This window comes from Bradyrhizobium sp. 25ACV, from assembly GCF_054863005.1.
In genome coordinates, this window is record NZ_JAVAYO010000010.1 from 65,532 (window position 1) to 91,788 (window position 26,257).

At 63.9% G+C, this 26,257-nt stretch carries 20 protein-coding genes; 12 read left to right on the plus strand and 8 right to left on the minus strand.

The window, feature by feature from the left end; genetic code table 11:
* Positions 1-6 precede the first annotated feature (6 nt).
* Positions 7-1,200 carry an efflux RND transporter periplasmic adaptor subunit gene (locus RAD04_RS23120; protein WP_461625609.1) on the minus strand — a complete coding sequence of 398 codons (1,194 nt, stop codon included), beginning with the start codon at positions 1,198-1,200 and terminating at the stop codon, positions 7-9.
* Positions 1,201-1,444: 244 nt separating this feature from the next.
* Here RAD04_RS23120 and RAD04_RS23125 point away from each other — a divergent pair, with 244 nt between their 5' ends.
* Together RAD04_RS23125 and RAD04_RS23130 are read left to right on the plus strand one after the other, a co-directional pair.
* Entirely contained in the window at positions 1,445-2,236 is a 792-nt protein-coding gene (locus RAD04_RS23125; RefSeq protein WP_461625610.1) for an ABC transporter substrate-binding protein, read from the plus strand.
* A 13-nt stretch (positions 2,237-2,249) separates the two neighbouring features.
* Positions 2,250-2,768 (plus strand): GNAT family N-acetyltransferase, encoded by a 519-nt coding sequence (locus tag RAD04_RS23130; protein WP_461625611.1) that lies wholly within the window; start codon positions 2,250-2,252, stop codon positions 2,766-2,768.
* Between the two features lie 54 nt (positions 2,769-2,822).
* On the opposite strand, the gene RAD04_RS23135 is transcribed toward RAD04_RS23130, so the two are convergent.
* The 4 genes from RAD04_RS23135 to RAD04_RS23150 all read right to left on the minus strand — a co-directional run bounded on the left by RAD04_RS23135 (position 2,823) and on the right by RAD04_RS23150 (position 7,077).
* Positions 2,823-3,806 carry an NAD-dependent epimerase/dehydratase family protein gene (locus tag RAD04_RS23135; RefSeq protein ID WP_461625612.1) on the minus strand — a complete coding sequence of 328 codons (984 nt, stop codon included), beginning with the start codon at positions 3,804-3,806 and terminating at the stop codon, positions 2,823-2,825.
* A 66-nt stretch (positions 3,807-3,872) separates the two neighbouring features.
* Complete coding sequence (locus RAD04_RS23140) at positions 3,873-4,940, minus strand: hypothetical protein (RefSeq protein WP_461625613.1); 1,068 nt, start codon at positions 4,938-4,940, stop codon at positions 3,873-3,875.
* Between the two features lie 89 nt (positions 4,941-5,029).
* Entirely contained in the window at positions 5,030-6,520 is a 1,491-nt protein-coding gene (locus RAD04_RS23145) for a flavin-containing monooxygenase (RefSeq protein WP_461625614.1), read from the minus strand.
* A gap of 107 nt (positions 6,521-6,627) precedes the next feature.
* Positions 6,628-7,077, minus strand: coding sequence for a cupin domain-containing protein (locus tag RAD04_RS23150; RefSeq protein WP_063689614.1), 450 nt, complete (start codon positions 7,075-7,077; stop codon positions 6,628-6,630).
* A gap of 189 nt (positions 7,078-7,266) precedes the next feature.
* Here RAD04_RS23150 and RAD04_RS23155 point away from each other — a divergent pair, with 189 nt between their 5' ends.
* Positions 7,267-8,292, plus strand: coding sequence for an AraC family transcriptional regulator (locus RAD04_RS23155; RefSeq protein WP_461625615.1), 1,026 nt, complete (start codon positions 7,267-7,269; stop codon positions 8,290-8,292).
* Between the two features lie 10 nt (positions 8,293-8,302).
* Here RAD04_RS23155 and RAD04_RS23160 read toward each other — a convergent pair whose 3' ends face one another.
* Complete coding sequence (locus tag RAD04_RS23160) at positions 8,303-10,168, minus strand: ATP-binding protein (protein ID WP_461625616.1); 1,866 nt, start codon at positions 10,166-10,168, stop codon at positions 8,303-8,305.
* 236 nt (positions 10,169-10,404) lie between these two features.
* On the opposite strand from RAD04_RS23160, the gene RAD04_RS23165 reads away from it, so the two are divergent.
* The 7 genes from RAD04_RS23165 to RAD04_RS23195 all read left to right on the plus strand — a co-directional run bounded on the left by RAD04_RS23165 (position 10,405) and on the right by RAD04_RS23195 (position 23,142).
* The gene (locus tag RAD04_RS23165) at positions 10,405-11,733 is read left to right on the plus strand and encodes an NAD(P)/FAD-dependent oxidoreductase (RefSeq protein ID WP_461625617.1); all 1,329 of its coding nucleotides are present in this window, start codon (positions 10,405-10,407) and stop codon (positions 11,731-11,733) included.
* Between the two features lie 8 nt (positions 11,734-11,741).
* Complete coding sequence (locus tag RAD04_RS23170; RefSeq protein ID WP_461625618.1) at positions 11,742-12,668, plus strand: 2-hydroxyacid dehydrogenase; 927 nt, start codon at positions 11,742-11,744, stop codon at positions 12,666-12,668.
* Between the two features lie 443 nt (positions 12,669-13,111).
* Positions 13,112-13,627, plus strand: coding sequence for a hypothetical protein (locus RAD04_RS23175; RefSeq protein ID WP_461625619.1), 516 nt, complete (start codon positions 13,112-13,114; stop codon positions 13,625-13,627).
* A 321-nt stretch (positions 13,628-13,948) separates the two neighbouring features.
* Positions 13,949-17,278 (plus strand): adenylate/guanylate cyclase domain-containing protein, encoded by a 3,330-nt coding sequence (locus tag RAD04_RS23180; RefSeq protein ID WP_461625620.1) that lies wholly within the window; start codon positions 13,949-13,951, stop codon positions 17,276-17,278.
* Between the two features lie 307 nt (positions 17,279-17,585).
* Positions 17,586-18,866 carry an HlyD family efflux transporter periplasmic adaptor subunit gene (locus tag RAD04_RS23185; RefSeq protein ID WP_179736309.1) on the plus strand — a complete coding sequence of 427 codons (1,281 nt, stop codon included), beginning with the start codon at positions 17,586-17,588 and terminating at the stop codon, positions 18,864-18,866.
* A 12-nt stretch (positions 18,867-18,878) separates the two neighbouring features.
* Positions 18,879-21,071 carry a glycosyltransferase family 2 protein gene (locus RAD04_RS23190; protein ID WP_461625621.1) on the plus strand — a complete coding sequence of 731 codons (2,193 nt, stop codon included), beginning with the start codon at positions 18,879-18,881 and terminating at the stop codon, positions 21,069-21,071.
* A 241-nt stretch (positions 21,072-21,312) separates the two neighbouring features.
* On the plus strand, positions 21,313-23,142 hold the full coding sequence (locus tag RAD04_RS23195; RefSeq protein ID WP_461625761.1) for a sensor domain-containing diguanylate cyclase: 1,830 nt from the start codon (positions 21,313-21,315) through the stop codon (positions 23,140-23,142).
* A 30-nt stretch (positions 23,143-23,172) separates the two neighbouring features.
* Here the strand turns inward: RAD04_RS23195 and RAD04_RS23200 are convergent, their stop codons facing one another.
* Positions 23,173-24,396 (minus strand): polyhydroxyalkanoate depolymerase, encoded by a 1,224-nt coding sequence (locus tag RAD04_RS23200; RefSeq protein WP_461625622.1) that lies wholly within the window; start codon positions 24,394-24,396, stop codon positions 23,173-23,175.
* A gap of 159 nt (positions 24,397-24,555) precedes the next feature.
* Here RAD04_RS23200 and RAD04_RS23205 point away from each other — a divergent pair, with 159 nt between their 5' ends.
* Positions 24,556-25,212 (plus strand): glutathione S-transferase family protein, encoded by a 657-nt coding sequence (locus RAD04_RS23205; RefSeq protein ID WP_461625623.1) that lies wholly within the window; start codon positions 24,556-24,558, stop codon positions 25,210-25,212.
* Positions 25,213-25,491: 279 nt separating this feature from the next.
* On the opposite strand, the gene RAD04_RS23210 is transcribed toward RAD04_RS23205, so the two are convergent.
* On the minus strand, positions 25,492-25,716 hold the full coding sequence (locus RAD04_RS23210) for a hypothetical protein (protein WP_091966320.1): 225 nt from the start codon (positions 25,714-25,716) through the stop codon (positions 25,492-25,494).
* 183 nt (positions 25,717-25,899) lie between these two features.
* Here RAD04_RS23210 and RAD04_RS23215 point away from each other — a divergent pair, with 183 nt between their 5' ends.
* On the plus strand, positions 25,900-26,253 hold the full coding sequence (locus RAD04_RS23215; RefSeq protein ID WP_461625624.1) for a hypothetical protein: 354 nt from the start codon (positions 25,900-25,902) through the stop codon (positions 26,251-26,253).
* Positions 26,254-26,257: the final 4 nt, after the last annotated feature.

The following is a 26,257-nucleotide window of genomic DNA, read 5'->3' on the forward strand; positions in this document are numbered from 1 at the left end:
GCGCTCCTACTTGGCAGACGCCTGCGGTTGCTCGATCTTCGTTGTTTGCGGATCGATCTTCTGGCCCGGGATCACCCGCAGCAGCCCCGCGATGACGACGCGGTCGTCCGGCTTCAAGCCGCTTTCGATGACGCGCAGCCCGTTGTCGACCGGGCCGATCTGCACCTTGCGCTGCTCGACGACGTTGTCGCCGTTGACCACCAGCAGATAGCGACCGCCCTGATCGCTGCCCAGCGCCGTGTCGGGGACGAGCAGGGCGCTCTTCTCCTGGTCGAAGGGCACGCGGACGCGCACGAAATAACCGGGCAGCAGCGCCCGCTTGTCGTTGGGTATGACGCCGCGTACCGCGAGCGTGCCTGTCGACGTATTGAGGGTCGGCGAGACGTAGTCGAGGTGGCCTTCATGCGGATAGCCGGCCTCGGTCTGCAGGCCCACCTGGACCGTCAACTGTTTGAGGTCGGCGACGGTCAGCCCACGGCGGGCCGCTTCGGCGCGAATGCGAAGGACGTCCTGCTCGTTGACCGTGAAGTTCACCCAGATCGGGTCCATGGCGACGATGGTCGCGAGCTGGGTCGGGGAGGAGACGCCGACGAGCTCGCCGACCGAAACCAGGTGCGCGCTGACGATACCGTCGAACGGCGCGGTCACGTTGGTGTAGCCGTAATTGACCTCCGCGAGCTTCGTATTGACCTGGGCCTGCTGGAGATTGGCCTGGGCGTTGTCGCGGGTCGATGTCGAGGTGTCCAGGGTGGACTGCGAAACCGCCTGGCGCTGCACGAGCTCGACCTGCCGCTTGAAATCGGCTTCGGCCTGCTTGACCGTGGCTTGCGCACCGACCTCGGCCGCCTTCGCCTGCTCGACCTTGAGCTTGTAGGTCTCGGGCTCGATCGTGAACAGCTGGGTGCCCTGCTTGACGAAGGTGCCGTCCTGATAGTCGATCGATTGCAGGAAACCCTGCACCCGCGCCACGAGATCGACGCTCTTGATCGGCGCGGTGTTGCCGGTGGCTTCGATGTAGCGCGTCACCGGACGCTGCACCGGCGTTGCCACGTCCACCTTGGGCGGCGGCGGTGCCACGAACGTGTTCTTGTCCTCGCAGCCCGCCAGTGCGACCACGGCCGCCGCAGCGGCCAGTGTCCGCCCGGCCTGTCTCCACGCTTCGTTGCGCCGTGCAGCAGATGCGGGATTGGATGAGGTCATTCGGTAGCCCCCGAGTATCGTCTGTCGGTGCGGCAGGCTATCAACAAATGTCCGGCCGTGGAACACCATAGCCATGGCAGTCGCCGGCCTTGCGCTGCACAGGGCGGTGTGGCCTTTGACGGATTTGTCATGACAAACCGCTTTTCACCGAGCGCACGATCGACCAGAATTGTGTCAAAGACGGTGTGACGCTGCGCGAGCCAGCCGGGAAGAAGCCAAGAAGAAAAGGCGAGGAGAACATGACATGCCCACGTCCCTCCAGTCGGGCCTTGCCGGCCTCGTTCTCGCAGCGATGGTCGCCATGCCGGCGCTAGCAGATGGTCTGAAGGACGAGATCGCACCGACCGGCAAGCTGCGGGTCGCGATCGCTATCAGCCCCGCAGGCGGCGCTTTCTGGTCGACCAAGACCGAAGCCGGCTATGCCGGCGTTCCCGTCGACCTCGGCAAGGCGATGGCCGCCCAGCTCGGCGTGCCCGTCGAATATGTCGTGCACCAGAATTCCGGACAGATCACCGATGCGGCCGGCAAGGGGACATGGGACGTGACCTGGCTGCCCAGAGATCCCGAGCGCGAAACCAAGATGATGTTCGGCCCGATCTACGAGGTCGCCGACGCCACCTACATCGTCAAGCCCGGCTCGAACGTCACCAATTTTGCGACACTCGACCAACCCGGAATCAAGGTCGCGGCCGTCAATGCCACCACCACCATGCGCGGCGCGATCGCGCATCTGAAGCATGCGACGGTCACGGGCTATCAGACCTATGACGAGATCTTCGGCCTGCTCAGGAGCGGCGAGATCGACGCCTTCGCACTGTCGCGCGACCGGCTCAACAAGATGGCGCAGAAGATTCCGGGGACGAAGGTGCTGGACGAGACCTTCAAGAAGACGGTGACCGCCGTCGCCGTGCCGCTCGGCCATCAGCAGGCGTTGGCCTTCGTCACCAAGTTCATGACCGAGGCCACGACCAACGGCACGCTGCGCAAGGCCTATGACGACAACGGCCTGAAGGATTCGCAGATCCGGACGGAGTGACGGCTGCGGCTCCATGACAAGAGAGATTCAGATTCGCGCCTTCTCACCGCTCGATGCAGTTCCTGTGCGGGAGCTGTTCATCCGGGTAAATCGCCTGTTGGCGCCGGCGAGCTTGGAGGAGGCGTTTGAAAGATATATCGCCCGTTCGCTCGCAGAGGAGATAGATCGGCTCTCCGATTATTATTCGAGCCGGAACGGCGGTTTTTGGGTCGCTGTCGATGGCGACGAAATCGTTGGCATGTTTGGACTAGAGGCCCTTGGCGAGCATGCGATGGAGTTACGGCGCATGTACGTCGCTCCCGCGGCTCGGCGCCGCGGCATTGCGCGAAAGATGCTGGCGTTTGCCGAGCAGGAGTGCCGCAACCGCGATCGTCTGCAATTGCAGCTGAGTACGTCTGAGCTCCAGGAGGATGCGCTGGCGCTGTATCGTAATGCGGGATACGAGAACGTGCGCGAAGAGATCGCCGATGCCTCCAGCAACAAGACACTGGGCGGCGGCATTCGCCGCTACCATTTCACCAAGCGACTTTGAGGTGGATTTCTTCGCCTTCCCGAAAACGCTGACAGACAGCTACAGGCCGGAGACTTAGGTCACTCTTTCCGCGTGCCACGCGGCGAGCACGTCCTTCTCTTCATCGCCAGTAAGCCCGACGACCGGGCCGCCGCTGACGTGAAGCCAATGCAGCGTGTCGCGCGCGGTGTCTCCCGGTGGTCGCGAGGTCAGTCCGGCCTCGCGTGCCGGCGAGGTGTCGCGTGTCAGGAAGCCGGCGAAGTCGGGCAAAGGCAACCATATCGGCAATGACCGCGGACCGGCCCAACGCCGAACGTCGTGTGCCTCGAGAAACGCCGGATCGACCCAGGTGAATGTGCAGGATGCGTTCAGCGCCGATGCGCATTCGGCCAGGAACTCGCCGCGCGAACGCACTGGCCCAATCCCGTCATAGATGCCGGTGAGGCGAACTTCCGCCGCATGCACGATCCATTGCGCGAGGTCGCGGACATCGATGAACTGGACGGCGTCGTCAGGCGATCCCGGCGCCAGCACCTCGCCGCCGCGCGCGAGCCGCGCCGGCCAATAGGCGAAGCGCCCGGTCGGGTCCTCCGGCCCTGCGATCAGGCCGGCACGGCAGATGAAGGCATCGCCGCCGACCGCCTGTTCGCAGGCGACCTTGGCCGCGCCGTAAATGGCATCGGTGCTGTGCTCCAGATCCTCGGCCGCAGGCTCGCGCAATGGCGCCGTGTCGGCGCGTTGTCCCGGTATGCGATTGTCCGCATACACGCTGATGGTCGAGACGAAGGTCCAATGCACATTTGGTCGCTTCAGCGCCGCGACCGCGCGGCGGACCTGGCCGGGATGTCGCGAGACATCGACGGCAGCGTCGAATGTCTCGCCGGTCAATGGCGCAAGACCATCAGCAACGTCGCGATCGATCCGCACAAAGCGGGCGCCCGCCGCAATCGGCCCCGCAAGACCGCGGGCCGCGCAGGTCACGTCGTGGCCGGCAGCACAGGCATGGGCCGCAATCGCTCGCCCGAGAAACTGGCTGCCGCCGAGGATTAAAATGCGCATGCGATCGCCCTTCTGCCGATCTGGCGCCGGGAGCCTAAGACGTCCGGTAGCATTTGCAACCGATCGTCAGCGCGGCTTGATCTCCGCGTATTTCGCCATCGCCTTCTCGAACTTGCGGTTGAACAGCCACATGGCGGCGAGGATCTCACGGAAGCTGGCCGAGCTGCGCGCCCGGTCGGCCTGTCCGAAAGCGAAGATGCTGTTGTTGCGCAGATGCTTCATGATGGTCGGGTTCGACACCCTGTAGTTCAGGAGGTCGCCCGACTTCAGCGCCGATCTCGTCGGGGTGGGAACGATCTGGATCAGCTCGAACAGCTTCATCTGGTCGATCGGGTCGGGCAGCGTCTTCACGATTCCAGGGATCTCACGGAACACATCCGCACGTGCGTTCATCAGCCCATCGCGCACGTTGGTCCAGTGATTGAAGCGGTGATCGGTGCCGTGGGCCCGCGCCTCTTCCTTGTCGTCGCGCGCGCTCAAGCCGGGATTGATCGCCGCGATTTCGCCCTTGATGGTCTCCCACTTCCTGCGGCCGTTGCGGTCCTCGGACGGGCCCGTCTGGAAGCTGCCCATGTAGGTATTCGAGCGTCCGTTGCGGACGTTCTGCTTGCCGTTGGTCTCGGCAAAGAACAGCCCGAGGCTGATACGCCCCGCAGCGTCGGCGTGGGCGGGCGCAAGCCCCTTGGCGCGCGCGATCACTGTCCCGAGATCGACGACGTCCTTGAACGGCGTCGGCGAATTTTGCGCGCCGGCGGGCGGCGCCTCCATGACGTCGAAGAGCTTTGAATATTCGTCGATCAACGGCTCGATCTCGGCATCGAAATAGGCCGGAGGAATCTCGAACTTGTTGGGCCGGCCGATCCGCGACGGCATGACGTCGGTGAGATCCTTGTAAGAACTGATCACGGCGACGCGGGCGAGGTAGAGCGCCTGTCCCGGCAGGTTCGGCAGCGGCTGCTTCGCCTCGATCTGGCGCCGCCGCTCGGCGAGGATCGATTTGAACTCGGCGAGCGCCTTGTCATAGGTGGCGATCGCCTCGGATTGCCGGGGCGTCAGCGCGCGCTGTTGTCCGACGGCGGGCGCCGCGACGAAGAAGGCAACAGCCGCAAGGGCGGCAAGACGTCTGGATCCCATGGCCGGTTCCTGTCGATTCGATGGCCAGGGAGATCGTAAGCATTGGAGGCAAGGGCTGGCGAGATGCAAATCCCGCTCAGCCGGAATTCTTATGCCGCCCGGTAGTCCGGCGCCGTCGCCAGGAATTTCGCATAGGCATCCGCATCCGGCGGCTGGAAGCGCCCCTTGAGCCCGCCGGTCTTCTGGTTCTTGGTGCCGATGTCGGCCATCAGCTCGTCGAAATGGCGGTAGTGATAGGGCGCGACGCACAGGCCGCCATAGACGCCCGCGGCCGGCCGCTCGACACGCTTGAAGTGCAGCATCATCTCGATGTTGTCGTGCATCTGCTGCGCCGTCGGCTGGTTGGCGAGCTGGCCGTCGGCATAGCGTACCAGCCAGTTGGCGGCGAGGTCGGCGCAGAGCACGGTGCAGAACGACGAGTTGAAGCCGACGAAGCCGAGCTCGGGCAGGTCAGGGTTGGCGATCAGGCGGTAGAGCCGGTATTGCCCGTCGGCATCAACCAGCTTCTGCTTGTAAGCCGCGGGCAGGAACGGCACGCCGAGCTTGTAGCCGATCGCGAGCACGGCGACGTCGGCGCTCACGCGCTCGCCGCCGTTCATCACGATGCTGTCGCCGTCATAATGGTCGAAGGTGCCGAACACCGCCTTGATGCGGCCGTCGGCGACCATCGGATAGAACCCGGGCGTTGCGATCGGAACCGAGCAGTTGACGCCGTCCTCGATCCGCTCCTTCGGCACCATCTTGCAGCGGCCGAGCTTGAGCTGCGCCTTGAGCAGGCTCTCCAGCCCGCGCCAGTTCGCCCACACCAGCGGCGCGGCGATGCGGTGCGCGAGCCGCGTCATCGCGCTGATACCCCAGCCGGGAAACATCTCCTCCTGCGCGCGGATGTAGAGGATGCGCTTGAAGTTCACGAGCCCGCCGATGAAATAGGGAATGCGCCAAACCGGCTCGCGCATCACGATGGTGACCTCGCGCGCGCCCGATTTCACCGCGTTCACCGCGATGTCGGTCGCCGATTTCGAGCCGCCGAGCACGACGATTCGGCGGCCTTTCGCCAGCATGGGATCGCCGTATTTCGACGAATGCACGATCTGGCTGCCCTGTGCGACAAAGCCGTCCTCGCCCGGGCAATGCAGCTCGCGCGGCTCGTTGAATTGGCCGGTGCAGACCGCGACGAAATCGAAATCCTCGCTCGTGCTCGCGCCGTCCTTGGTCTTCAGCGTGAGCGTCCAGCCCGGTCTGTCGTCGGCGCGGCGCGCCATGCCGGCGACCTCGGTGCCAAGGCGCAGCATGCGGTCGAGACCAAAACTCTTGGCGTAGTCGGCAAGATAAGCATGCACCTGCGGCCCGGTCGGCCATTCCGGATACGCGTCCGGCATGGCGCGATCGGTGTAACGATAGAGCTCCTTCGGGCTCTGCGTCTGCACGTCCGGGTAGGAGCGCGCCGGCTCCCAGACGCCGCCGAGATCGGCGCTGCGCTCGACGATGGTGACGCGGTGGCCGCGGCTGGAGAACGCCTTGGCGGCAGCAAGGCCGGAGACACCGGCGCCGATTACGCAGACATGCTTGGGAGGGACCATGGGTTTGCTCGCAATCGATGTGTTTTCCGCGCGCAAGCGGCCTCGTTCAGCCGCAAGGCGCGGCCGGCGGACCTGCAAGCAGATGAAAGTGGACGAGGGGCCCGGGCCTAGTCGTTGGCCTCGGGCGGCAGGAAGTCGACTTCATGCAGCGCCGAGATGCGCACGACTTCGGCAGGGTCGGTCAGATTGTGCAGCTGGTTGAACAGCGCTTCCAGCTTCTGCATCGGCGAGACCCAGAACAGCGCGCGGCACGGCTTGTCGGACTTGTTGAAATAGCCGTGCGGGATGCCGCGCGGCATGCGCACGAGGTCGCCGGCATGGGCCTTGACCCATTTGCCATCGAGCTTGAGGTCGAGCGTGCCCTCCTGCACCAGGATGAACTCGTCCTGGGTCGGATGGATGTGCACCGGGACGAACTGGCCGGGATCGCTGTTGGTTTCGAATGCAAAGGTGGAGTCGGTGACGGCCTTGGGGAAATAAACCTGGCCCAGGATGTTCCAGGTCTTGCCGCCGTAGCCAGTGCCGTTAGCGGTAATGCCTTTTTCGAGTGCAGTCATGGCGCGCTCCCAATGGATTCCGGCGAGGATGGAGCTTCAGTCAACAATGGGCCGCCTGTCTATCCGCTAAACGAATCCGCGAGCGCCTGTTGCCGTGCAGCATGACGATTTTTGTCGACGCCGCCCTTTTCGCGTCCGAGGAACTATTATAGGCTTAAAGCAATTCCCCGACGCGAAGCGTGGTCGACCATGTCCGCAGCCGTGCTGGAAATGAGCGCAAGGGCGCCCGCGACCGACCGGCTCGCGGACTTCGCCCGCGTCACCACCGACGATGTCGACGAAGCGGCCGACCAGATCGGGCGCATCTTCTGCCCGCACGATCTCAAGCCGGCACAGGCGCGCGCCGCCGGCTTCTCCGCCCGGCACAATTGCGCTGATTTCGACGGCTTTTCCATCAATTACGTCGCCTATGGCGGATCGGTCGGCATCGATCCCGGCTGCCTCGAGCGCTTCTTCCTGGTGCAGGTCCCGCTCACGGGCACGGCCTACATTCGCGCCGGCACCACCGAGCTCGACGCCGTGCCGGACCGGACGGCGTCGCTGCTGTCGCCGACGATCCCGACCCGGATGATGTGGCGCGACTGCGCGCAGGCGATCCTGCTGTTTGACCGCCGCATGGTCGAGCAGCGCGCCGCGGCGCTGTCGGGCAAGGCATCAGGTACAGTCGAGTTCGATCCCGTGATTGATTTGGAGGCGCCGTCCGGGCGGGCTTTGCGAGGCAGCCTTGCCGAGCTGATGAAGCTTGCCGAGCGTCTCGGTCCCTCCGGCAGGCTGTCGGCGGTCGCGATGGCCGATTGGCGCGAGCTGCTGCTCGATCATCTGCTCAACGGCCAGAGCCATGGCCTGTCGGATGCGATTCAAACGTTCTCAGGACAGGCCGAGCGGCTGCCGCGCGCGCTTCGCGCGGCGCGCGACCATCTGGCCGACAATGCCGGCGAGCCGCTCGATCTCGCGCAGCTCGCCTGCGCCTCCGGCATCGGCATCCGCGCGCTCCAGCTCGGCTTCCGCCGTCACTTCGGCCTGTCGATCTCGCAGATGCTGCTCGACATGCGCCTCGCAGGTCTGCACGCCCGGCTCGCGCAGGCCGCGCCCGATGCCTCCATCACCGACATCGCCTTCGACCTCGGCTTCACCCATCTCAGCCGTATGGCCGGCGCCTATCGCGAAAAATTCGGCGAGACGCCGTCGGCGACGCTGCGGCGAAGGATGAGCTAGTGCGAGAGAGCTATTTCCGCGGCCGCGTCGAGCCGTTGTCTTCCCCCGCCTGCCTGCGCAGGAACGCCTCGACATCGGCCTGCACCGAATAGGGCGTCGGGATCGCGTCGCCGGCGGAATCGACGGCGGTGTCGAGGCAACGGCGCAGCATGCGGGCGAGTTCGGCCTTGCGATAGGGCTTTCTCAGCAGCGGGGCGCCCATCGTCGCGCGTCCTTGCGCATGTAGCGAATCGTAGGCGTAGCCCGACGTGAACAGAACCCGCAGGGAAGGGCGCGCCGCCACCATCTGCTCGGCGAGCTCGCGTCCGTTCATGCCGCCGGCCATCACGATGTCCGTGAAGAGCAGGTCGAACGGCTTGCCTTCGGCCGCAATCGCGAGCGCCTCGGTCGCATTGGCGGCCGGGATGACCTTGTAGCCGAGGCCTTCGAGCTGGACCGTGACGTATTGGCGGACGTCGCGGTCGTCTTCGACGCAGAGGACGGTTTCCTTGCCCCCGACGATCTTGCGGTCGTCATAGCCGGTCGGGCGCAGCGCGCTCACCTCCGCCTTCGGCAAATAGAGCGTGAAGATCGTGCCGCGTCCTTCTTCGGAGGCGACCTTGATGCCGCCGCCGGACTGCTTGACGAAGCCGAACACCATGCTGAGCCCGAGTCCGGTGCCCTTGCCGACCTCCTTGGTGGAGAAGAACGGATCGAAGATTCGCTCCAAGATGGCCTGGGGAATGCCGGTGCCGGTGTCGGCGATCTCGATCTCGACATAGTCGCCGGCATAGCCGGCGCCGACCGCGACGGCCTCACGCACGCCGAACACGACGTTGCGCGTCGTCAGCGTCAGTCTGCCGCCGTCCAGCATGGCGTCGCGCGCGTTGATCGCGAGGTTGAGCAGGGCCGAGCTCAACTGGCCGCGGTCGGCGTAGGCAAGCCAGACGTTGCGGTCGAGCTTGGTGACGATCTCGATCTTCTTGTCGAAGGTCGCCAGCAGCAGCTTTGCCAGCTCTTCCAGCAGCTCGTTGACGTCGATCTCGGCTGGCTGCAGCGCCTGCTTGCGGGCAAAGGACAACAGGCTCGAGGTCAGCGCGGCGCCGCGGTCGGCGGCCTCGCTGATCAGCTTGGTGATGGTCGCAAGCGGCGGGTTGTCCCTGACGGCGTCGGCCAGGATCTCGATCGTGCCTGTGATCACCGTGAGCATGTTGTTGAATTCATGCGCGATGCCGCCGGTGAGCTGCCCGACCGCCTCCATCTTCTGGGACTGGACCAGTTGCTCCTCGGCCGCACGCTTCTGGGTGATATCCCGGACGAAGGTGTTGATGAGGGTGCGCCCGCCCAACCGCAGCACCGTGCTGGACGCCTCGGCCAGGATGCGGTCACCGTTCCGGTGGATCAGGGCGAGCTCGAAGCGCAAGCCGGCCGGCGCATCCGACAATTCCGGAACGAGCCGCGCCATGCGCTGCCTGAAGGCAGCGCGCAGCGGCTCGGCGACGATGAGATCGACGACGTCGGCCCCGAGCGCCTCCTGGCGCGTCCATCCGGTCAGGGCCTCGGCCTGAAAGCTCCACTCCAGCACGGCGCCGCTGTCGTCGATTTGAATGAAGGCATCGAGCGCGGTCTTGATGACGGCTTGCATCATCTGGGCGCTGTCGCTGCGTGCCCGCGCGTCTTCCGCCGATCGTCCGGCGGCGCGCTTCTCCTCCGATCTCTCGATCGCGCGGGTGCAGAGGTGCACGAGCAGCGCGGCAACGGCGGCGCTTGCGATGAGGGCTGCGATCTGGGCCATGCCGAAGCCGGGTCCGGCCACGGCATAGGAGGCGAGGAGGGCCCCCGCGGTCACCACGACCTGTGCGGCCATCGCGAGTGTCAGAAGCCCCCGGAGTTTCATGGTCTCCCACCAAAGAAGACTACCGCATCGGCCGCCCGGTCCCGGGTGCCGCTTTGATGTGAGCTACAGACTCCGCGCGGCGGCGTCGAGGGGCAATTTGCGGTGGTGTCGGCCGCCAGCCTTTCTTCGGCCTCAACCTGCGGGCGAATCGCATGGCAAGGAGGCGCGCATACAAGCAATGCGATTGACAGCTGTACTGAGGCGTGATCGATCGAACTGAACTCCAGGAGTGCCCCATGTCCCCGCCGCTCAACCGTATCAACAGCGACGAACGCCTGCCGCAGCAGGTCGATGTCGTCGTCATCGGCGGCGGCGTCATCGGCGTCTCCGCGGCCTATCATCTGGCGAAGAAGGGCCTTTCGGTCGCTCTGGTCGAGAAGGGCCATGTCGGCGGCGAGCAGTCGAGCCGCAATTGGGGCTGGTGCCGCCAGCAGGGCCGCGCGCGTGAGGAGATCCCGCTCGCCCGCGAGGCGCTGCGGCTGTGGGAGGACATGCAGAACGACGCCGCCGTCGATGCTGGTTTCCGCCGCACTGGCGTGCTGTTCCTGACCAAGAGCAAGGACGAGCTTGCGAGCTGGGAGCGCTGGGCGGCCGTTGCGCGCGAGATGCAGGTCCACTCGACCGTGCTGACGCCGGCCGAGGTCGCCGAGCGCATGCCGGGCAATACCGACACCTGGGTCGGTGGGCTGCATACGCCGAGCGACGGCCGCGCCGAACCATCGATGGCCGTGCCTGCGCTCGCCACCGCCGCGCGAAAACATGGCGTCACCATCCATCAGGGCTGCGCCGCGCGCGGGCTGGAGACTTCAGGCGGTCGCGTCAGCGCCGTCGTCACCGAGAAGGGCACCATCCGCACCCAGTCCGTGCTGCTGTCGGGCGGCGCATGGTCGTCGCTGTTCTGCCGCCGTCACGGCATCGAGCTGCCGATCGGTCTCGTCAATGCGACGGCCTGCCGGACCACGCCGGGACCGGAGATCACCTCGGGCGCGCTGGGCACCGATCTCTACTGCGTCCGCCGCCGCCTTGACGGCGGCTTTACGCTGGCGCTGCGTAACCGCGGCACGGTGGAGCTGTCGCCCGATCTGTTCCGTTACGCGCGCACCTTCTGGCCGACCTATCTGCACCGCAAGAACGGACTCAAGCTATGGTTGGGCAAGTCCTTCTTCGACCAGATCGTGCGCGGCACCAGCTGGAGCTTTGACAAGCCGTCGCCATTCGAGACCGAGCGCGTGCGCGATCCCGAGCCTGACATGTCACTGGTCAATGCGGCGCTGGCCTCGCTGATCAAGGCCAACCCGGAATTGAAGGACATCGAGATCGCGGAAGCCTGGGGCGGCACCATCGACTGCACGCCCGACACGATCCCCGTGATCTCGCCGGTCGACGCGCTGCCGGGCTTCTTCCTCGCCACCGGATTCTCCGGCCACGGCTTTGGCATCGGCCCCGCCGCCGGCAAGCTCGCCGCCGACATCGTGACCGGCACCACGCCGCTGGTCGATCCCGCGGCCTACAGCCACAAGCGCATGATCGACGGCCGCCGGCTCGCGCCGGTCAGCCCGTTCTGAGGGCTCGCATGACGGTTCTCTACAAGGCCAACATGGTTCGCGGTGCCGAATGGGCGCGCTTCTTCGCGGAGCGCGCGCCCGACATCCCGTTCCGGCTCTGGCCTGACATCGGCGACCCCGCTGATATCCGATATCTCGTGGCGTGGGTGCCGCCCGACGACATCGCGACGACGTTCCCCAATCTCGAGCTGGTCTTCTCGGTCGGCGCGGGAGTGGATCAGTTCGACGCCACCAAAGTCCCGGCGCACATTCCACTGGTCCGCATGCTGGAGCCCGGCATCGCCGAGACCATGGTGGAGTACGTCACCATGGCCGTGCTCGGTCTGCATCGCGACCTCCTGCATTTCATCAATCAGCAGAAGCAGCAGGTCTGGCGCGAGATCCGGATCACGCCGGCGAAACGCCGGCGTGTCGGCGTGATGGGCCTTGGCCAGCTCGGCCAGGCCGTGCTTGAACGCCTCAAGGTGTTCGGCTTTCCTCTGTCGGGGTGGAATCGTTCGGAGCGGGAGATCGAGGGCGTGACCTGCTATGCAGGTGCGGATGCGCTGCCAGATTTCCTCGCACAGAGCGACATCCTCGTCTGCCTGCTGCCGCTGACCGACGAGACGCGCGGCATCCTCAACGCGGATTTGTTCGCGCGCCTGCCGCACGGTGCGTCCCTCGTCAATGTCGGACGCGGCCCGCATCTCGTTGAAGCCGACTTCCTCGCGGCGCTCGACAGCGGTGCGCTATCAGGCGCGGTGCTCGATGTCACCGAGCCCGAGCCGCTGCCTGAGGGACATCCGTTCTGGCGCCATCCCCGCATCTTGCTGACGCCGCACAATGCCAGCATGACGACGCCGGACACGGCCGTCGATTTCGTGCTCGATGTCATCGACCGTCACCGCCGCGGCGAGGAGTTGCCCGGGCGTGTCGATCGCCGCCGCGGTTACTGAGGTGGCCCCGGGGCTCCTCTTGCCTCTCCCGCTTGCGGGGGAGGTCGGCGCGAAGCGCCGGGTGGGGGCTTTCTCCTCTCGGGGGTTGCGGGGGGAGGTTGGCGCGACGATGAGGATTTGTCCTCCTGAAATCGTGACTGGATGGAGCGAGAGGGAACTGCGGCATGTGAACCGCCTCATATTCCATCGCTCTCTTTTCGAGCTATCACTCCCGCAAGAAATTGCCGCACCCGGAGCCAATTGACAGACACGGGTGAGATGCAATGCCTGCGAAGCCGCGTGCTCGCAGCTTTGGATTGGCCTCTCGTCCTGGTCACGAGCAAGCCAATCCCATCACTCAGCACAGATCTTTCAGAAATTGGAATCGAGGACATCGCGAAACGCGTCCACGCAGCTCCTATTCGGGGTCGGCCGGTAGGCTGCTACTTAGTAAGGAGTACCCAATGAAGACAAGCAACGCAGCACCCAGCGCATTTTCCCTGACAAGGTACGCCGGCCATCTTCGGATCGCCCGTTCCAGTCTGATCAAGTCGGCCCATCTTCTTGAAAGAATTGGGCTTGCAGCCGTCGGGGCCTCCTGCGGCCTCTATGTGGGTGCGGCCTTGTTGCGTCAGAAGGGCGGATTTTTTGAAAGCGGCTGGATTGTGCTGCTGACGATGTTCTATGGAGCTCTCAGCTATTATGTCGGAATTGATTTGTCTCGCACGACCGCTCGGAGGTCGATTTCGAGTACCTCCGAAGAATACGATGGCTCCGAGATGGTTGAGATCATGAGTGCGGCCGGAACGTTCGGCGCAGCGATTGCCGCAGCTCTGTCCGTCAGCATCCTTGTCCTTGATCAAACCCTCCCCAATGGCCTGGTGGCCTTTGTCGCCGGCTGCTGGGTGGTTGGCTCTTCGCTTCAAGTCGCGGCGGGAACGATGGCGCGCAACTACGAAGTGCCCGACAACAAGGACTAAAGACAATTGTGCTCACGGAAAAACGTCTGCTTGGCGTCGTGACGTGAGCACAAGCCCGGTACCGGGATTAGGCTTCAGGCCTGAAAGCGAGTGACTGACGACTCATCGCAACTTCTGTCGTCCAATGCGGCGTGCAGACGATTTTTGGTAGCGCAGCCGCTCGCATCAAACAATGTCGCTGCGTGGAAGCGGTATCGGTACCGAGCAACCTACGTGTCGCGCAACAAACAAGACGTGCCATCATGGTGGGGTTGGGATATTGTCCCTGCGCGCCGTGGTCCAAAATTCTGCTAACCGCCAACCACACGATCGGTGGAGCCAATGCAGATTGCGGAGTGGCTCGAGAAGCTGGGGCTTGGGCAATACGCAGAGCGTTTTGTCCAAAATGGGATCGACATGGGCGTCCTTCCCGAGCTGATGGTCGAGGACTTCGACAAGCTCGGAGTCCTGCTCGGGCATCGCCGCAAAATGCTGCGTGCGATTGCCGACCTTGATCCTGCCGCGCTGATCGCATCGCCGGCGCCTCCTCACGACGCCGAGCGTCGCCACCTCACTGTCATGTTTTGCGATCTGGTCGGCTCGACTGCGCTCTCGGCGCGTCTCGATCCCGAGGATCTGTGGGAAGTGATCCGGGCGTACCGCGCCGCCTGCGGGAGCGTCGTTGCCGCTTATGACGGCAGGATCGCCAGGTTCGTTGGTGACGGAATACTCGTCTATTTCGGCTATCCGCGCGCCCACGAAGATGATGCGGAGCGGGCAGTGCGAGCGGGCCTCGATATTGTCGCTGCGATTCGCCAGCTCAAGACAGGCGCCGGCGAACGGGTTGAATTGCGGATCGCAATTGCGACCGGACTTGTGGTGGTCGGCGACCTCATCAGCGGAGATGCGTCAGAGGAGCACGCAACCGTCGGCGATACGCCAAACCTCGCTGCTCGGCTTCAGAGCCTGGCGGAGCCGGGGGCGGTCGTCGTTGCCTCGTCGACGCGCCGGCTGCTTGGCGATCTCTTCACCTTTCGCAATCTCGGCCGCCGCGAGGTTAAGGGGATAGGCGAACCCATCGCGGTCTGGGCGGTGGAAGGAGCGACCTCATCGGAGAGTCGCTTCGAGGCGGTCCGCGCCGCGCGCTCGATCGGCTTTGTCGGTCGCAAGGACGAGATCGAATTCATTCTCTCGCGCCAGCGGGAGGCATGGCAGGGTCAGGGCCAGATCGTATTGATTTCCGGCGAAGCGGGCATCGGCAAGTCGCGCATCGTGGCAATGCTGTCCGAGAGCCCCTCGTTGGGGACGCATCGTCGCGTGCGATATCAGTGTTCGCCCTACCACACCAACAGCGCACTTCATCCCTTTGTCGCGCAGCTCGAGCGCGCCGCCGGAATCCGCTCCCACGACACGCCAGAACAAAAGCTCGACAAGCTCGAGGCGATGCTGGCAATAGGAACCCGGCAAGTCGCCCGGGCCACGCCGCTCATTGCGGCTCTGCTCTCGATTCCGACCGGCGACCATTGCCCGCCACTCGGCTTGAGCCCGGCGCAGCAGCGGCGACAGACATTTGCCGCCCTTCTCGATCAGCTCGAGGGATTGGCGCGAGACCAGCCTCTGCTCATCATCTGCGAGGATATGCATTGGGCCGATGCGACGACACTTGAACTGTTCGATCTCGCGGTCGATCGGATCAGGGGCCTGCAGATACTGGTGCTCTTGACGTCCCGGCCGGAGTTCGAGCCCTCCTGGTCGGGCCTTGCCAATGTCAGTCTGTTGCGGCTCGACCGGCTCGATCGGCAGGACACGCGCGCGCTGGTCGAGCAGGTGGTCGTCGGTCGCCAGCTGCCACGCGAGATGATGAAGCAGATCATCGACAAGACCGATGGCATACCGCTATTCGTCGAAGAGTTGACCAAGATGGTGCTGGAGTCCGGGCTGCTCGTCGAAGATGCCGGGCGCTACCGCCTGAATAGTCCGCTCCCGCCGCTTGCTATCCCCGCGACGCTGCAGGATTCGCTGATGGCGCGGCTCGACCGGCTCGCTCCGGTCAAGGAGGTGGCGCAGATAGGCGCTGCCATTGGCCGTGACTTCTCGTACGCGCTGCTGAAAACCGTGGCGGGACGCGACGATCTGACGCTGAACGCTGCGTTGGGACAACTTGAAGAGGCCGAACTGCTGTTGCGTCGTGGCACGCCGCCCGAAGCAAATTACAGTTTCAAGCACGCCCTTGTTCAGGAGGCGGCCTACGAGAGTCTGCTCAAGAGCAAACGGCAGCTGCTTCATACCCGCATTGGCGATGTCCTGCGCGAGAAGTTTCCAGCCGTCGCCGAGACCGAACCGGAAGTTCTGGCGCACCACTTCACTGAGGCGGGGCTGAGCGAGGCGGCTCTCGAATGGTGGCGCAAAGCGGGCCAGCAGGCGTTGAAACGCTCGGCCTATTCCGAGGCGATCGCGCATCTCGGCAAGGCCATTGCGACCGCCGATCAGTTGCCTGATGATTCCCGCCGGATCATGAGCAGGCTGCACCTCCAAATCGCATATGGCCGTGCCTTGCGGGGCAGCCTCGGCCACAGCGCTCCAGAGACGGTTGCGGCATGGACGCGTGCGCGCCAGTTCGCAGCCGACATCGATGATCCCGTTGAGCTTGCGCCGGTGCAGTCGGGGCTCTTCAATGCCTGCCTGACCCACGGCGAACTCGCTCCGATGCGGGAGCTGGCGGACGCCATCAGGAGCGCCGCTGACCGACGACCGGACTCGCCGGTGGCCGCCGTCGTCGCCCATTGGACGGGCGGCGTCACCTGCTGGTTCGAGGGCGATTACTTGAATGCGAGAACGCATCTCGAGCGGGCGCTGGGGATCTATGGTGCCGAACCGGATCCCGCGACCTTCAGGGCGTCTGCGCTGGATCTGCCGTTCGTGATCATGAGATTTCTTGCCCTGGTGCTCTGGCCGCTCGGTAGCACCGCTCGTGCGCGCAAGCTCGCCGCGGAAGCGGTGGGTGCTCCGGGCGAAAAACGGGCGTTGTCCCAGGCCAATGCGCTGGTTCATCGCGCTGTGTTCGACGGGGTATGCGGGGGCATGTTGCAGCAAACAGAGACGATCCTGGCGCTCGGTCTCGCGCGCGACCACACGATGCCGCTGTACGTGGCCGCGGGCACCTACCTGAATGGCCTCGCCAAGTGGCGTGCCGGCGACCGAATGGCCGGACTGGCGGACATGCGTCACGGCTGGGCCTTCCTGCACGAGAACGACTGCTACCTCTGCGAACCGTTCTGGGGGATGCATGTCGCCCTGGCGAATGCAGAGGTGGGCGAAGTCGGGACCGGGCTGGAAATCCTGGACGAATCGATCGCCGGGACGGGACAATCCGGCCAGCATTGGCTCGATGCCGAGCTGCATCGTGTCCGCGGTAAACTTGTATCGCGCCATGATCCTTCGGACGAATCCAGTGCCGAAGAAGCCTTCAAGCGAGCGCTGGACATCGCGCGACACCAGCAGACCAGGACTTTCGAGCTGCGCGGCGCCCTTGAACTTGCACGCCTGTACAAGACAAATGGCCGAGCTGGTGCGGTCTCTGAAGTGCTTGCTCCTGTGCTCGCCGAATTCGATGCGGAGCGAAATCTTCCCGAAGTCCTGGAAGCGAGAGAGCTGCTTGGGAATGGGCGTTAGCCGCGCCGTCATTCGATAGGCGCAACGCCGCGCCGACTTCAAGCCGGAATGGGCGATATCTCGATCCTCGATCCGGCAGCCGTAGTTATCCGGTTTTGACACGGCTTAACCTGTTGTGGTGAATCCTAGGTATGCTTCTCGTGGTTGCGAAGGCGAGTCTGCCGCGGCGGCGAATCCTGATTTCGGCTGGCGGCAATGTTGTTGGATTGCTCCTTGCCTCAAGGCGCAGACTTCATCCCAACGCCCGGCGATTGGCTTGCCTTCGCTGCGGCAGGCGCAGCGACCAAAGCCCATTGGAGATCCAGTCGTGGTTCGTTTGCACGTCGAACGTTTCATTCGCAGCCGGGTTGTTCGTCGAGCCCTGGCGCTAGGGATCATCGCGCTGAGCGGATGGGCCCTGTTGCCGTATGTGACCTACCGAATCGCTCCCTCCGCCTTTGTCAATGCCGAGCTCATGCGGGTGACTGCACCGTTCGCGGGTCAGCTCTCGCCTGATCTTCCACGCAAGGGCGAATATTTCCAGCAGAGCCGGGTGGTGCCGATGGTCGGGGCGCGTTCGCCGGACCGCCGACACCTCATGGACCTCGATCAGCAGCTTGCGGTGTCCACCAAACGCGCCGAGCTCGCACGTCGGCAACTCGAGGAAATCGCCGGGCTCGATCGCAAGCTCGGCGAGCGCAGCGAGGACTATCGTTTGGGGATGGTCGCGCGCCTGAGCCACGAAATCGGCGAAACGGAAGTTGAAAAAGGCGGCTGTCTCGCCGAGGCGCGGCAGCGGAACGATGTCGCGGGCCGGATGGAGAGGCTCGTGAAGCTCGGCATCAGTTCGCAGATCCGCTCCGGCGAGGCCCAAGCCTCGCAGGAGGCAACCGCAACGCGGTGCCGGATGGCCGATGAACGCCTGCAGCGCCTCAAGACCGAGTTGGGGGCGGCCGAGAAAGGTCTTTATCTTCGTGGCGATGCCAATGACGTGCCCTACTCCCAGCAGCAACGCGAGCGGCTTGTTCTCCGCCGCCAGGAGCTCGAGACGGACGAGTTGCAAAACAGCTCACGTTCTGCGCAACTGGCCGCGGAAATCGCCGAGGAGCGCGCTCGGCTTGATCGTCTCGATCACTACGATCTGTCGTTGCCGGCCGCCCATGTCGTCTGGTCGGTCGCGGCCAGCCCGGGCTCGATGGTCACGGAAGGGCAATCGGTCCTCGATTTTGCAGACTGCCAACGCCGATTCATTGTCGTTGAACTGCCCGAGCGCGATTTCGAGAAGATCAAGGCCGGAGATGCGGCTACCGTCCGCCTGATTGGGAGCGGCGAATGGAAGACCGGCCTGGTCCGGCAAGTCCGCGGATCGGCTGCTTACGCCGACGATCGACTGCTTGCGGCTCGGGTGCCGCGGCCTGATCCGGGCAACATTACCGTTGAGATATCGCTTCCCCCCAACGAAACGTGGGCTGACCGCAATGGCTCCTGCGATATCGGACGACTGGCCGAAGTGCGCTTCGAGCGCAGAGCGGACGGCTTGCTACGATTGGTCAGCTCGAAGTTGAAATGGCTGACGGCGCGCCTGGAGCTCGACCAGTCGTCCCTGTGAGCGAGGTGTTCCATGCCGGCCATGACTCTGTCTCTCTCTCAGCTGTTCGCGCCGATGGTGGGGATCTTTGCGGCGATGTACCTGTTGGCGCCGACCTTTCCGGTCGCGCGCCCTTGGGCACGTGTCGCGGTCTTTGTCGCGGTTTGGCTTGTCGTGGCTCGCTATCTCGAATGGCGTATTTTCACCACGGTGCTGCCTGCAACCGGGACTTGGTATCAGGTCTACTGGATCTGGTTCTGTCTCTTCGTCGAGCTACTGACCTTCACGGATCAGTTCATTCTTTATCTGATTTTCCTTCGCAGGACCGACCGCCGCAGCGAGGCAGATCAGCACGAGCGTCGGCTTCGCAGCCTGCCGCATGATGAGCTGCCATCGGTCGACGTCCTTATTCCGACCTTTGACGAGCCGTTCGAGGTGTTGGAAAAGACGATCACCGGCGCGTTGTGTCTGGACTATCCAAACTTCCAGGTCTGGGTTCTGGATGATGGTCGCCGGCCTTGGCTCAAGAAACTCTGCGAGGAAAAGGGTGCCGGGTATCTCACGCGCGCCGACAACTTGAATGCCAAGGCCGGCAATATCAATCATGCGCTGACGCAGACGAGCGGCGAGTTCTTTGCGATCTTCGACGCGGACTTCGTGCCGCAGTGCAAGTTCCTGATGCGCACGATCGGCTTCTTCGCGGATCCAAAGATCGGAATCATTCAGATCCCGCACACCTTTTACAACGAGGATCCGATGCAGGCGAATCTCGGCCTGCACAGGGGATTGCCGGACGAACAACGGTTCTTCTTCGATTCCATCATGCCCGCGCGCGACGGCTGGGATGGTGCCTTTTGTTGTGGTTCCAACTCCGTCACGCGTCGTGCAGCCCTTCGCGTGGTTGGGGATGCCTTGCCAACCCAGTCCATTACCGAAGACATTCTGCTGACGCTGGTCCTGCTGCGCAAAGGGTACATCACCCGTTATCTCAACGAGCCCATGGCGATTGGATTGGCGCCGGAAAGCCTTGACGCGTTTTTCGTGCAACGGCAACGCTGGGCGCGTGGCGCGATCCAGACTCTGTATCTCTCCGCCGGCCCGCTCGGCCCCGGACTGGGCTTGATGCATCGGCTCCTGTTCTTTCCGACTCATTGGCTCTCATTGGGATTGCGGGCGCTCATGGTCGTGGTGGTTCCGATCGTGTTCATGTGGACCGGTTTAGCGCCTGTCGTCGACGTCACCCCCGAGTCTGTCTTCTTTTACTTGTTCCCCGCGATCCTGGCGCTCAACGGCGGCATCTCTTGGTTTGCGCCGCACGTGCACTTTCCGCTCGCCGCTCAGGTGTCGGCGACGATCCAGAGCTTCAAGATTCTGCCGACGGTGCTCGGGACTCTCGTCAAGCCGATGGGACATGCGTTCAAGGTGACGCCCAAGGGAGCTGCTGCGCGGTGCGCAAGCTACGCCGCGGAGATATTCTGGCCGTCGGCGGCGCTGATGGCGTTGACGGTTGTCGGCCTGGTTCTGAACACCATCCCGGAATGGCGGATGATCGATCATCCGGCCGCTTTACCGATGGTCGCCTTCTGGTCGGTGGTGAACGTCGTCGTGCTCTTCTTCGTCTGCATGACCTCGCTGCAGGCTCGGATGGGACGCGCCGAGGAGCGTTTCGAAGTCGATGAATCGGTCTTGATCGAGACTGGGGCCGGCGAACGGCTTTCTGGGCGCGTGAGCAACATCTCCCTCTCTGGCGCTGGCGTTCTGCTCGGCTCCGGCATTGACTGTCCCGGCGCTGGAGAACCGCTGCGCGTGCACATCATGCAGGTGGGCTGGATCGACGCCATGGTTGTACAGCAACGAGGCCGCCTGGTCGGGATGCAGTTCCATTTGCCGCAATCGCTTGAACGGGACCTGCTGATTCGCAAGCTCTTTACCGTCGCCCGTCTGAAGGAGAACGGTGTCGTCGCATGCTCCGTGAACAGGGCGATGCTCAAGAACATCTGGTTGATGGCGGTGCCGTTGCCTCAAATTGTTACAACTGGCGCGAAGCCCGCATCGCTTTCGCCGTCGATGCGTTTGCCGGCAGAGAGCCTGGTCATTCGGCCTCAACCGCGGATCGACGATCTGGCACATCTTGCCGGAGTCCGAAGCCTGCATCCCGCCAGTTTCACTGAGCCTCACTTTGGCCGAGTGGCCGGCACGTTGAGCGAGGCCGTCAAGTCGGGCTGATTGCTGTGGTGTCCTTCTCGCCCGGCCGGTCGATGGGTTCTCGATCGATGGTCAAGCCCCTCATCGATGCCGTCAGTCTTTCGAAGCCCTGCCAGAAACTCAACCGGAACGAGCAACTATCTCTTAGCCCAAGGCGTTTACAGGGTTGGGGTGGAGGGAACATCTCTTGATCGATCACCGTAGTGATGTTCGCCAGGGGCGTCTGACGTTCTGGGTCTCGGCATTCGTGGCGGTCGCCTGTATGGCGATTGTCGCGCTCAGCGGCTGGCGGGAATGGTCCTCGCGACTGGCGGTGCTGAAGGGTTCCGAAACGGACATGGCCAATCTGGCCCGGTCGCTGACGCAACACGCGGACGACACGTTCGAACTCGCGGACACCGTTCTGAATGTGCTGGTTGGTCAACTCGAACTGGAGGGAACCGGGCCAACGGCAATCGCCAAGATTCAGACCTTTTTGACCCGGCGCAAAGCCGCGAACCGGATCCGCGCCGTATTTATCTACGACGAGACCGGCCGCTGGCTCGCAACCAGCGAGCCAGGGGATTTCGCCCGTCTCAACAACAGCGACCGGGATTATTTCCAGCATCATCGTGCCGTGGCGGACCGGGGGACCTTCATTGGGAATCCGGTGAAGAGTAGATCGGGCGGTCAATGGATCATCACCGCGTCAAGGCGCTTCAATCATCCTGACGGCAGTTTTGCCGGAGTTGCCCTTACGACGATCGATGTCGACTATTTTTTAAAATTTTATCGCGGGTTCGACGTTGGCCAGAACGGTTCAATCGCTCTGGCGACCGCGGGAGGCATTGTCCTCGCGCGTACCCCGGACAACGGATACACGGGCCGCGATCTGTCGAGTGCTCCGCTTTTCAAGACTATTCGCGAGCGGCCGGCGGCGGGCGTCTACTACTTCACGTCGCCTCTCGACGGCGTTCGGCGTCTGAGCTTCTATCAACTCAGCAGCCGCTATCCCGTTCTCCTCGTTGCTACGGAATCGGAAGATGACGTCTTGGCCCCCTGGCGCCGCGCCGCGCTGACGCGCATTGCCGCAGTCCTGGCGCTGACAGGTGGGCTCGGTGTTGCCGGGCTCTTTCTGGTGCGCCAGTTGCACCTGCGGCAGAAGATGGCCGCTGCCCTGGTCGCCAAGGAGGCGGATTTTCGCCTCCTTGCAGAGCAGTCGGGAGACATGGTCATGCGCGTCGCAGTCGATGGACGGATCCTCTATGCGTCGCCGTCCACCGCTCGAATCCTTGGCTGGGCTCCGAACGAATTGGTGGATACATCAGCCCTCGCCGGCATCAATCCCGCGGATCTGGCCCGGGTTGAGCAAACGCTCTCCGCATTGATGAACGGCGAAGCCGAGGAGGCGAGAATCACGTATCGCACCCGTCATCGTGAGAAGGAAGCGATCTGGGTCGAAACTGCACTGCGCGTCACGAGGAGTGCGCAGAGTGGACACATCAACGGCGTGGTGGCGATCTCGCGCGACATGACCGAACGCAAGGATCTGGAGGATAGGCTGGCGGCTCTCGCCCGTTCGGACGGCCTGACGGCCTTGGCAAACCGCCGACACTTCGACGAGCGGCTGGAGGCGGAATGGGACCGGGCCAGGCGGGAAGGAACGCCTCTGTCACTGCTGCTGATGGACGTCGATCATTTCAAGAGCTTCAACGACCGGTACGGGCATCAAGCGGGCGATTCATGTCTCCGCTCGATCGCGGGGGTCCTGGCGCAGCAGGCCAGACGGTCGGCAGACGTGGCGGCCCGGTACGGTGGTGAGGAATTCGCCTTGCTGCTGCCGAATACCGACGCAGGAGGTTGCGAGCAGGTCGGCGAGCGAGTCCGGCAGGCGATTGAGGACCTCGGCATCCTGCACGCGCTCAACCCGTCATCCAGGCAGGTCACCCTCAGTATTGGTGGCGCCACACATCATTCGTTCGGCGACAAGGCGGATTGCACGTCGCTGATAGCGGCTGCGGATAAGGCGCTTTACGCCGCCAAGGAGGGCGGACGCAACCGCCTGGTGATGTCAGGGCAAGTCGTCGCGTGGCCCGGCTCGATACGGGCTTGAAGAGCAATTCCAGCGCGCCGCGGCGTCGGTTCACGAATTCACGTGCACGAAATCCCGCAGCAGCGGATAGATCTCGTTGTTCCAGCGCCGGCCTGAGAATACGCCGTAATGGCCGACGCCGGCCTGCATGTGGTGGACGCGCCGATAGGCGCGCACGCCGGTGCAGAGATCCTGCGCGGCGAGCGTCTGGCCGATCGAGCAGATGTCATCCTTCTCGCCCTCGACCGTCATCAGCCCCATGCGGCCGACGGCCTTGGTGTTCACGGGGCGGCCGCGATGCATCAGTTTGCCTTGCGGCAGCAGGTGCTCCTGGAATACGTCGCGCACAGTCTCGATGTAGAACTCGGCCGGCAGGTCCATCACGGCGAAATATTCGTCGTAGAAGGTCTTGATGGTCGCGGCCTTGTCCTTCTCGCCCTTGGCGATGTGGTTGGCGAGATCCATGTGCTGCTTGATGTGGCGCTCGAGGTTCATCGAGACGAAGGCGGTGAGCTGCACGAAGCCGGGATAGACTTTCCGCAAGGCGCCGCGGCACTGCATTGGCACGTAGTTGATCAGGTTCTGCTCGAACCATTCGATCGGCTTGCTCTTGGCGAACTCGTTGACCCTGGTCGGCTGGATGCGGGTGTCGATCGGCCCCGCCATCAGCGTCAGCGTCGCCGGGCGCGACGGATGGTTGTCCTCGCACATGATCGCGGCGGCCGCGAGCGCCGACACCGACGGCTGGCAGATCGCCACCATGTGCGGGCGCGGGCCGAGCTGCCCTAAGAAGTCGATCAGATGCTCGGTGTAGTCGTCGAGCCCGAAGCGGCCCTCGCTACGCGGAATGTCGCGCGGATTGTGCCAGTCGGTGATGTAGACGTCGTGGTCCTGCAGCAGCGTCTGCACGGTGCCGCGCAGCAGCGTTGCGAAATGGCCGGACATCGGTGCCACTAGCAGCATGCGCGGCTGCTCCGTCACGCCGTCCTTCCTGAAGTGCAGCAGCGAGCCGAACGGTGTCGCGTAGGCGATCTCCTCGGTGACGGCGACTTCGCGATTGCCCACCATGACGCTGTCGATGCCGTAGGCCGGGCGATGATAGGTGAGGGTGGAGCGCGAGATCAGCTCCAGCGCCGCCGACAGCCGGCCGACGACCTGGTCCGACATGCCCTGCGGCACCAGATTGAGGAATCTGAGCGCGGACGAAGCCCCCGCGCGCCACGGCGCTGTCAGGTCCATCTGGTTCTGAAAGGCCTGATAATACATCGACATCATACTGAAGTGCCCACCTGTCCCCCCTCCTTGATGCAATATCGAAGCCAGATGGGGGCCGGACCGCCGGGAAAATTGGCACGTCGCTTGCTGCTCTTTGGGCGGGAAGGACGGGGCACGCACGCGCGGCAGTGCGCTCCCAGGCGTGAGGGAAGGGGCCATATGGCAAAGGCGACACTGACCATCAGCAGCAAGAACTACTCGTCCTGGTCGCTGCGCGGCTGGCTGCTGACGAAATTCTCCGGGCTCGATTTCGAGGAAATCGTCACCGCGCCGGACGATCCGTCGGCGCGCGCCGAAATCCTCTTGCTGTCGTCGTCGATCCTGGTGCCGTGCCTGCGGCACGACGGTGCCGTGGTGTGGGATACGCTGGCGATTGCCGAATACCTCAACGAGGCGATGCCGTCAGCCGGCCTGCTGCCTGATGACCGCGTGCAGCGCGCCCATTGCCGCTCGATCTGCGGCGAAATCCATTCCGGATTCACCACCTTGCGCGCCTCGCTGCCGGTGAATCTGAAAGGACATTTTCGCGGCTTCAAGATCTGGTCGCGTGCGCAGGCCGACATCGACCGGGTCTGGTCGATCTGGCGGGACTGCCTGGAGAAATCCGGCGGACCGTTCCTGTTCGGCGAGCGGCGCACCATGGCGGATGCGATGTACGCGCCCGTGGTGACGCGCTTCGTCACCTATGACGTCAAGCTCGAGCCGCAGCTGAAGGCCTATGCCGACACCATCATGGCGATGGATGAGATGAAGGAATGGATCGCAGCGGCGAGGGAGGAGCCGGCCGAGATCGAGGAGCTCGAGGTCGAATATTAGGCAGGCAGCGCGAAGCCCTGCTCGTTTCGAGGGCGGGGGCCGACCCGGGCGGCCCGCGAGCTATGTCCTTGTCGCGATTAACCTTTGGCGCCCGTGCGCGGCCCATGCCATCCACCGTGCTGCGCAGATATTGTACGCATCGGCCAAGCCGCATCGACATCTAGCCGTGAACAGCTGCGTACGCAGCCGTTCGGCCGATTCGGACGTGATTCGTTCGGGCCGCGTTCCGAAGGTTAAGACGGAGCGCGGCCCCGTTGCATTTTGGAACAAATATGGGCGTCAGGCGGCCCCGCGCTGCCTCACGCGCGGCAGGCGCCAGCCGATGACGGTCGCTTCGACCGCGATGCCGGCTTCGTTGTTCTGCCAGCGGCCCTCGACATAACGGCAGGCGAACGGCAGCTGGTACGTCCCGCTGTGATCCTCGCACAGCACCTCGAGCGCAAGGCCCGGCGGTGGTTCTCCGGCGCCGTCGAATTCCGCCAGTCGTCTATCGCGCGTTGCCATTCCAAAAATCTCCCCTAAACAAAGCCGCGGAACAGCGCCCACTTCTTCCGCGTGCGGATCATCGTTCCCCGTCCAAGGGAACGATGCAAGCTCAACGCGAGAATGCGGTGCGAGTGTGGTAGCCTTGAGTGGCTGTGCGCAAACAGCGCACATTGCCGTGATCGATTGGACGAGGAACCTTTCATGCTGCTTCGAAACGCCGGCGTTTGTTTCGGGATATTGCTGCTCGCAACGCTGGCGAATGCGCCGATGCACGCGCAGGACGTGCCCGGCATCGAGATCTGCACGGTCGAGAAGACCATGGAGCGGCGCACCAGCTGCCTGCAGAGCAATGTCGACTTTCTGCAGAAGACGATCACCAAGCTCACGCTCGACCAGCAGCAGAAGCTGGATGCAGCAAACCGCCAGATCGACGCGTTGAAGACGAACCTTGCAGGCTTGCAGAAGACGCTCGGCGATCTCCAGACCGCCCAGGTGAAGACGGCCGAGGATCTGAAGAAGAAGCAGGACGCGCCGCCGGCGAAGGACGCGAAATAAGCGC